Raw genomic sequence first — 7797 nt, 5'->3', positions numbered from 1 at the left:
CGCCGGTGCCCGCCCCGACGGCCCCGGCGGACGGACGCCGCCGCGGCCACCTGCGCGTCGTCCCGGGCGAGGCGCCGTGACGGGTCGTGGGCGGGCCCGCCGTACGCCGGCGGACGAGCCCCTCGGCTCGGTGACGCGCCCGGTCGTCGACGACTCCGCGGTCGTCCCCGGGTGCCACCGCTGCGGCGCCACCGCGCTGACGCGCGTGCGTCTCGCGCTCCCCGACGGGCGGCCGGCGGTGTTCGCCTCGTGCAACGCGTGCGAGACCACCGCCTGGTACGTCGTCGACGGCGACGGCACGCCGCTGGGGCCGGACGGGTCCCCGCGCGACGTCGGCTGACCCGCACGACCGACCGCGCCGGGCGACCGGTACGGCCGACCCCGCACGACCCGTCCCGCCCCCTCGCTAGGGTGGGGCCGACCCCGCCGTCGTAGAACGAAGGACGCTTTCGTGCCCGCACCCGTGGACCTCTCCGCGCTCATCAAGGCCTACGACGTCCGGGGCACGTACCCCGAGCAGCTGGACGCGGGCGTCGCGCGCGCCATCGGCGCCGCGTTCGCCGACGTCGTCGTGCTGCCGGAGGGCGCCGCCGGCGCCCGGCCCCGCGTCGTGATCGGCAACGACATGCGTCCCTCCGGCCCCGAGCTCGTCGGCGCGTTCGCCGAGGGCCTGACGGCGCGCGGCATCGACGTGGTCCTCATCGGGCTGTGCTCGACCGACGGGCTGTACCACGCGTCGGGCGCGCTGGACGTGCCGGGCGCGATGTTCACCGCGAGCCACAACCCGGCGCAGTACAACGGCATCAAGCTGTGCCGCGCCGGTGCGCGTCCCGTCGGGCAGGACACCGGGCTGACGGCCGTCCGCGAGCTCGCGGGCCGCTACGTCGCCGACGGCGTGGAGCCGGTCGCGGAGCGCGGCACCGTCACGGAGCGCGACATGCTCACGGAGTACGCGCGGTTCCTGCGCTCGCTCGTCGACCTCTCCGGGATCCGGCCGCTCAGGGTCGTCGTCGACGCCGGCAACGGCATGGGCGGGCACACCGTCCCGGCCGTGCTGGGCACCGGCGCCGGCCTGCCCGGGCTGCCGCTCGACGTGGTCCCGCTGTACTTCGAGCTCGACGGCACCTTCCCGAACCACGAGGCGAACCCGCTCGAGCCGGAGAACCTGCGCGACCTGCAGGCCGCCGTCGTGGAGCACGGCGCGGACCTCGGGCTCGCGTTCGACGGCGACGCGGACCGCTGCTTCGTCGTCGACGAGAACGGCGACGCCGTGAGCCCGTCCGCGATCACCGCGCTCGTGGGCCTGCGGGAGGTCGAGCGTGAGCGCGCGGCCGGCCGCACGCCCACCGTGATCCACAACCTCATCACCTCCCAGGTCGTGCCCGACCTGCTGCAGGCGGCGGGCGCGCGCACGGTGCGCACGCGCGTCGGGCACTCGTTCATCAAGGCGCAGATGGCCGAGCACGAGGCCGTGTTCGGCGGCGAGCACAGCGCGCACTACTACTTCCGCGAGTTCTTCTTCGCCGACACGGGCATGCTCGCCGCGATGCACGTGCTGGCGGCGCTCGGCGGGCAGCCGCACCCGCTGTCCGCGCTGGCGGACCAGTACCAGCCGTACGTGGCGAGCGGCGAGATCAACTCACGCGTCGAGGACGTGGCCGCCGCGCGCGCCCGCGTGGTCGACGCGTACGTGACGCAGCAGGGCGGCGGGCCGGTGCAGGTCGACGAGCTCGACGGGCTCACGGTCTCGCACTGGGACGGCCACCCGCAGTGGTGGTTCAACCTGCGTGCGTCGAACACCGAGCCGCTGCTGCGGCTGAACGTCGAGGCGGCGGACGAGGACATCATGGAGAAGGTGCGCGACGACGTGCTCTCGCTCGTGCGGACGGACGCCCCGTGAGCGCCGACCAGGGCTCCGGCGCGACGTCGCTCGAGCCGTGGGCGCGGGCGCTGCTGCGCTGCCCCGTGACGGGCGCCGAGCTCGTGGACGGCACGGACGCCGACGGCCGTCCCGTCCTCGTCTCGCAGGACCCGGAGCGCCCGCTGGTGTACCCCGTGCGCGACGGCATCCCCGTGCTGCTCGCCGACGAGGCGCGCCCCGCCTGACGACCCGTCCGGCGGCGAGGGCGGCCGCACCGACGGGCGCCGGCTGAGCGGTCCGGCCTGCGCCGCCTCAGGCCGCGGGGTCGGGCACGCCGTGCGGGAGGCGCCGCAGCAGCCGCGCCTCCTCCTCGCCGCGGCGCACACGGTCGAGCTCCACGTCCGTCTCGCGCCGCCGACGTTCCGCGAGGACGGCGGCGAGGAACGCCTCCGGGTGCGTCCCGGCAGGCGGCGGCGGGCTCACGAACGGCCCGAGCTCGGCGCACAGCCGCGTCCCGAGCTGCACGCGCGAGGCCGGGTGCAGCCGGTCGGCGCGCGCGAGGAACTGCCGCACCGCCAGCGCGAGGCCGTCCGGCAGCCGCGCCACGTCGGCGTGCGCGGCCCACCCGGCGAGGGCGGGCGGCATCGGGGTCGTCCGGCGCACCGGCGCGGCCCCGCGCACGCGCGCCGCGTACGTGCCGGCGAGGACGTCCCCGACGCGCTTGCCCTGCGGGTGCACGAGCGACGTCAGGAGCGCCACCGAGCCGAGCGTCGCCCACAGCTCGAGCACACCGGTCAGGGCGCGCACGAACGCCTGCCGGAACGTGATGGGACCGCCGTCGTCCCGCACGACCCGGATACCGGCGACGAGCTTGCCGAGCGAGCGGCCGCGCGTCAGCGTCTCCACGGTCGTGGGCAGGACCAGCACGACGGTGACGAGCACGACGATCATGAGGATCCGGCCGGTCTGCGCGTCGAGCGCCAGCTCCACGCCGCCCAGCAGGCGGGTGGCGACGTACGCGCCCACGAGCAGGGCGACCACGTCGACGATCCCGCCGCACAGCCGGGACGCCACCGAGGCCGGGCGCGTGTCGAGCAGCACGCCCTCGCCGATGACGACGCCGTCCGCCGGCCCGTCCGGCCGCCACCCCGTGCCCACGCTCACCTGCGCAGACTAGCCGCCGGTCGGCACCGCGCGGCCCTCCGCGGGTGGCAGGCTGGGGGTGTGGACCTCGACGCCTGGACCCGCGCCCGGACGCCCCTGTGGACGCGCCTCGACGCGCTCGTGCGCGCACGCCGGCTCGACGGTGCGCAGGCGGACGAGCTCGTGCGGCTGTACCAGGCCACCGCGACCGACCTGTCGGCCGTGCGGTCGGCCGCGCCGGACCCCGAGACGGTCACCCGGCTGTCCCAGCTGCTCGGCCGCGCGCGGGGTCGGCTCGCCGGCACGCACGCGCCCGCGTGGTCGGACGTCGCCCGGTTCGTCGTCGTGAGCGTGCCCGCCGCGCTGCACCGGATCCGCTGGTGGACGGTGGCCGTGATGGCCGTGTTCCTCCTGGTGGGGGTCGCGACGGGACTCCTCGTCGCGCTGGACCCCGAGGCCCGGGCGCTGATGGGGACGCCGGCGTCGCAGCGCCAGTACGTCGAGGAGCAGTTCGCGGAGTACTACGCGCCGGGGGCCGGCTTCGCGACGATGGTGTGGACGAACAACGCGTGGATCGCCGCCGTCTGCGTCGGCACGGGCATCACCGGGGTCCTGCCGGTGTACATGCTGGTCAGCAACGCGGTCAACGTCGGCGCGGCCGGCGGGCTCATGGCGGCGCACGGGCGTCTGGACGTGTTCCTCCAGCTCATCTCGCCGCACGGGTTGCTCGAGCTGACCGCCATCTTCGTCGCGGGCGCCGCGGGCCTGCGCCTGTTCTGGACGATGGTGGACCCGGGACCGCGCCCGCGCGGGCGCGCGCTGGCGCAGGAGGGCCGCGCGCTGTTCACCGTGGCGATCGGCCTGGTCGGGGTGCTCGCGGTCTCGGGCCTGGTGGAGGGGTTCGTCACCGGGTCGACGCTGCCGTGGCCCGTGAAGGTCGCGATCGGCGTCGTCGTGCTCGCGGCGTTCTGGGCGTACACGCTCGTGCTCGGCCGGCGTGCGGTCGCGGCGGGGGAGACCGGCGACCTCACGGCGGACCGGGCCGGGTACACGGTCGCGACCGCGGGCTGACGCCGGGCACGCGGTGTCGACCGCGGGCTGCGGTCGCGGCGCCCGGCCGGTCCGACGACCGGTGCGACGACCGGTGCGACGGAGCCGGCCGGTCGGCTCAGGTCGTGGCCAGGCGGACCTCGTGGTCGTCGGCGTCGTCCGCGACGAAGCGGGCGAACGCCTCGCCCTCGGCCACGACGTCGCGGCGCTCGGACGCGGTCAGGGGCTCGAGGGGCGTGACGGTGAGCGTGGCGCGCACGCGCGTCCCGGCGGTCGTGCGGGCGACGGCCCACGTCGCGCGGACGCGGCCGTCGACGAGCACGGCCGCCGCCGACCGTCCGTTCGGCGTCTGCAGGCGCCGGCGGTGCGCGTCGTCGATGATCCGGTCGCGCCGGTCGTGCGACAGCCACACGTCGTCGTAGTCGGCGAGGTAGCGCACGGGGGCGGGCACGTCGCGGTCAGGACGTGGTGCGTCGGGCAGGTCGAGCAGCAGGCGGGGCCGCCCCGACGCGGTCGCCGGCGTCGCGGACAGCTCGACCAGCCGGTCGCGCACGCGGTCCACGACGGCACGCAGCCCGCGCAGGGCGGACCACGCCTGCACGTCGGCGACCGACGCCGGCCCGTACGCCGCCAGGTACCGGAGCACGAGGCGCTCCTCGGCGCGGCGGCGCACGTCCGGGTCCGTCAGGTCGCCCGCGGCCGCGACGGCGTGGGGCACCCACGCGTCGAGGGTGGTGAGCGTCGGCGCGGCGGACCCCCGCCACAGCCCGCGCGGCGGCACCTGCACGAGCGGCAGCAGCGCCCGCGCGAACGTCGCGAGGAGCAGCGGGTCCACGTCGGGCCACGTGGCGGCGAGGTGGGCGCCGAGCCGCGTCGTCGGGCGCGGCTCCGCGCCGACGTGGTCCGCGGCGAGCCGGGCGAGGAGGTCGAGGTCGACGGCGTCGGCCGCGGCGCGCCGCTGCGGGTTCGCGCGCAGCTCGCGGTGCAGGACCGGGCGGACGAGCGTCGCGAGCACGGCGGCGTCCTCGGCGCCCACGAGGTGGATCGTCGACCGCATGGCGGCGATCCGCACGACGCGGCGGTCGAGCAGCAGCGCGTCGAGCGTGCCGGTGCGGAACCCCTCCACCCGGCTCCACAGGCCCACGAACGGCGACCACGGGTTCTGCGCCTGGAGCCCCACGACGTCCGCGACGACCTGCTCGACGCCGGCGGTCGACCGGCTCAGCAGGTGCTGACGTGCGAGCAGCGCGCGGTTGAGCGCGCGGTCGTCGAGCGGGGCGTCCACGGGAGGCGACGCTAGCGCGCGCGGCGGCACGCGCGGGTCGGTCCGCACTGCGCGGGCCGACAGCGGGGCGCCGGCCGGTCAGCGGGGTGGGTCACGCCCCGCCGTCGCTCAGAGCCGCCCGGCCGCCTTGAGCGCGAGGTACGTGTCCGCGAGCCGCGGCGCGAGATCGTCCGGCAGCGCCTCGACGACCTCGACGCCGCGCTGGCGCAGCCGCACGCCGACGGCGGCGCGCTCGAGGAGGGCACGCTCGGCCGCCGCCGCGTCGAAGACCTCCTCCACGGTGCGGCGCGCCGTCCGGAGCTCCTCGAGCTCGGGGTCGGCGACCGAGGCGAGGACCACCTGGTGGCGCCGCGTCAGCTGGCCGACCACCTCGAGGAGCCCCTGCTCGACGGCCGCGGGGTCGAGCGACGTCAGCAGCACGACGAGCGCCCGCCGGCTCAGCCGGGACCGCACCTGGGTGACGAGGCCGGCCCAGTCCGTCTCCACGAGCTCGGGCTGCACGCCGGCGAGCGCCTCGGCCAGGCCCGGGAGGACGCGGCTCTGGTGCGTGTCGGCGACCCGGGCGCGCACGCGCCGGTCGTACGCGAGGAGCTCCACGCGGTCGCCGGCGTGCGCGGCGAGCACGCCGAGCAGCAGGGCCGCCTCGACCGACGCCTCGAGGCGCGTCGCGTCGAGGACGCGCGCCGCGCTCGTGCGCGACGTGTCGACGACGAGCAGCACGTGCCGGTCGCGCTCCGGCCGCCACGTGCGGACGACGACCTCCTGGCGCCGGGCGGTCGCGCGCCAGTCGATCGAGCGGACGTCGTCGCCGTCGACGTACTCGCGCAGCGAGTCGAACTCCGTGCCGGCGCCGCGCACCTGCACCGCGGCGCGCCCGTCGAGCTCGCGCAGGCGCGCGAGCCGCGACGGCAGGTGCCGCCGGGACGCGAACTCGGGCAGCACGCGCAGCCGCGCGGGCACCGTGAGCGACACCTGGCGGCCGGCGAGGCCGAGCGGCCCGACCGTGCGCAGGGTGACCCGGTCCCCGGGCAGGTCGCCGCGGCGCGTCGGCACCAGCGGCGTCGTGACCGTGCGGGACTCGCCGGGTGGTACGTCGACCCGGTGCCGGGGCGTGCGCGCGCCCGTCGGGGCGTCACCGCCGGGGAGCGCGGACGGCGGCCACGCGTCCCGCACGAGCGCCCGCACGCGGCGGTCGCCCACGGCCCGGAGCGTGAGCGCCGAGCGCGTCGCCTGCCCGAGCCGCACCGCGCGCGGCACGTCGCGGGACACGGCGACCTCGCGCGGCGACGCCGCGAGCGCCACGTCCACCGCGCACAGCACCGCCACGACGACCGCCCAGACCAGCACCGTGACGGGCGCGGGCAGCACCGCGACCGGCAGCAGACCGGCGAGCGCGACCAGGACCGCGCGGGAGGTGACGGCCACGGCTCAGCGGGGGACCGGGACGGACGCGAGCACGGTGTCGAGCACCGACTCGGTGGTGACGCCCTCGATCTCCGCCTCGGCGCGCAGCTGCACGCGGTGGCGCAGCGTCGGGTGCGCGAGCGCCTGCACGTCGTCCGGGGTGACGTAGCCGCGCCCCGACAGCCACGCCCACGCGCGGGCGGTCGCCAGCAGCGCGGTCGCCCCGCGGGGCGAGACGCCCAGCGCGAGGGACGGCGACGTGCGCGTCGCACGGCACACGTCGACGACGTAGCCGAGGACCTCGGGCGCGACCTGGACGCGCGCGACCTCGGCCCGCGCCCGCGCGAGCTCGGCGGCGCCGGCCACCGCACGGACGCCCGCCGCGGCCAGGTCGCGCGGGTCGAAGCCGGCGGCGTGCCGGGCGAGGACCTCGACCTCGTCCGCGCGCTCCGGGAGCGGCAGCGTGAGCTTGAGCAGGAACCGGTCGAGCTGCGCCTCGGGCAGCGGGTACGTGCCCTCGTACTCGACGGGGTTCTGCGTCGCGACGACGACGAACGGGTCGGGCAGCGGGCGCGGGACGCCGTCGACGGAGACCTGCCGCTCCTCCATGGCCTCGAGGAGGGACGCCTGCGTCTTCGGGGGCGTGCGGTTGATCTCGTCGGCCAGGAGCAGGTGCGTGAAGACGGGGCCCTCGCGGAACGAGAACTCGGCCGTGCGGGCGTCGTAGACGAGCGAGCCGGTCACGTCGCCCGGCATGAGGTCGGGCGTGAACTGCACGCGCTTGGTGCCGAGGGCCAGCGCGCCCGAGAGGCTGCGCACCATCAGCGTCTTCGCGACGCCGGGCACGCCCTCGAGCAGCACGTGCCCGCGGCACAGCAGCGCGATGATCAGGCCCGTGACGGCGGCGTCCTGGCCGACGACGGCCTTGCCGACCTCGGCGCGGACCGCGGCGAGCGCGGCGCGCAGGTCCTCGGTCGGCGTGAGGGGCGCGGGTCCGGCCGGGGCGGGGCCGGCGGCGACCGGGCCGGCGGACGCGGGCGTCGCGGTGACGGCG

General features: G+C 77.4%; 8 protein-coding genes. 4 read left to right on the top strand and 4 right to left on the bottom strand.

Going from position 1 to position 7797, the window contains the following annotated elements:
• Nucleotides 1-76 precede the first annotated feature (76 nt).
• The 3 genes from AB6N23_RS16105 (at nt 77) to AB6N23_RS16095 (ending at nt 2106) form a co-directional block, all read left to right on the top strand.
• Complete coding sequence (locus AB6N23_RS16105) at nt 77-340, top strand: hypothetical protein (protein WP_412867009.1); 264 nt, start codon at nt 77-79, stop codon at nt 338-340.
• Nucleotides 341-451: 111 nt separating this feature from the next.
• Nucleotides 452-1900, top strand: a complete 1449-nt coding sequence (locus tag AB6N23_RS16100) for a phosphomannomutase/phosphoglucomutase (protein WP_412867008.1) — start codon at nt 452-454, stop codon at nt 1898-1900.
• Nucleotides 1897-2106, top strand: coding sequence for a Trm112 family protein (locus tag AB6N23_RS16095; protein ID WP_412867007.1), 210 nt, complete (start codon nt 1897-1899; stop codon nt 2104-2106). Before AB6N23_RS16100 ends, AB6N23_RS16095 begins: the two co-directional genes overlap by 4 nt.
• Before the next feature lie 67 nt (nt 2107-2173).
• Here the strand turns inward: AB6N23_RS16095 and AB6N23_RS16090 are convergent, their stop codons facing one another.
• A complete protein-coding gene (locus tag AB6N23_RS16090) occupies nt 2174-3025 on the bottom strand; it encodes an RDD family protein (RefSeq protein ID WP_412867006.1) in 852 nt (283 codons plus the stop codon).
• 60 nt (nt 3026-3085) lie between these two features.
• Between AB6N23_RS16090 and AB6N23_RS16085 the strand changes: the two genes are divergently transcribed.
• Nucleotides 3086-4075, top strand: coding sequence for a stage II sporulation protein M (locus AB6N23_RS16085; protein WP_412867005.1), 990 nt, complete (start codon nt 3086-3088; stop codon nt 4073-4075).
• A gap of 97 nt (nt 4076-4172) precedes the next feature.
• Here the strand turns inward: AB6N23_RS16085 and AB6N23_RS16080 are convergent, their stop codons facing one another.
• From AB6N23_RS16080 to AB6N23_RS16070, 3 genes are all read right to left on the bottom strand, one after another.
• Nucleotides 4173-5339 (bottom strand): winged helix DNA-binding domain-containing protein, encoded by a 1167-nt coding sequence (locus AB6N23_RS16080; protein ID WP_412867004.1) that lies wholly within the window; start codon nt 5337-5339, stop codon nt 4173-4175.
• Nucleotides 5340-5447: 108 nt separating this feature from the next.
• A complete protein-coding gene (locus AB6N23_RS16075; protein WP_412867003.1) occupies nt 5448-6764 on the bottom strand; it encodes a DUF58 domain-containing protein in 1317 nt (438 codons plus the stop codon).
• Between the two features lie 3 nt (nt 6765-6767).
• Nucleotides 6768-7797: AAA family ATPase (locus AB6N23_RS16070; RefSeq protein WP_489672009.1), on the bottom strand; the 1030-nt coding region annotated here is incomplete at its 5' end.

Source organism: Cellulomonas pasadenensis, assembly GCF_047229365.1.
Lineage (GTDB): Bacteria > Actinomycetota > Actinomycetes > Actinomycetales > Cellulomonadaceae > Cellulomonas.
Note: the sequence above shows the minus strand (reverse complement) of the source record. Positions and strands in the feature narration are given on the sequence as shown.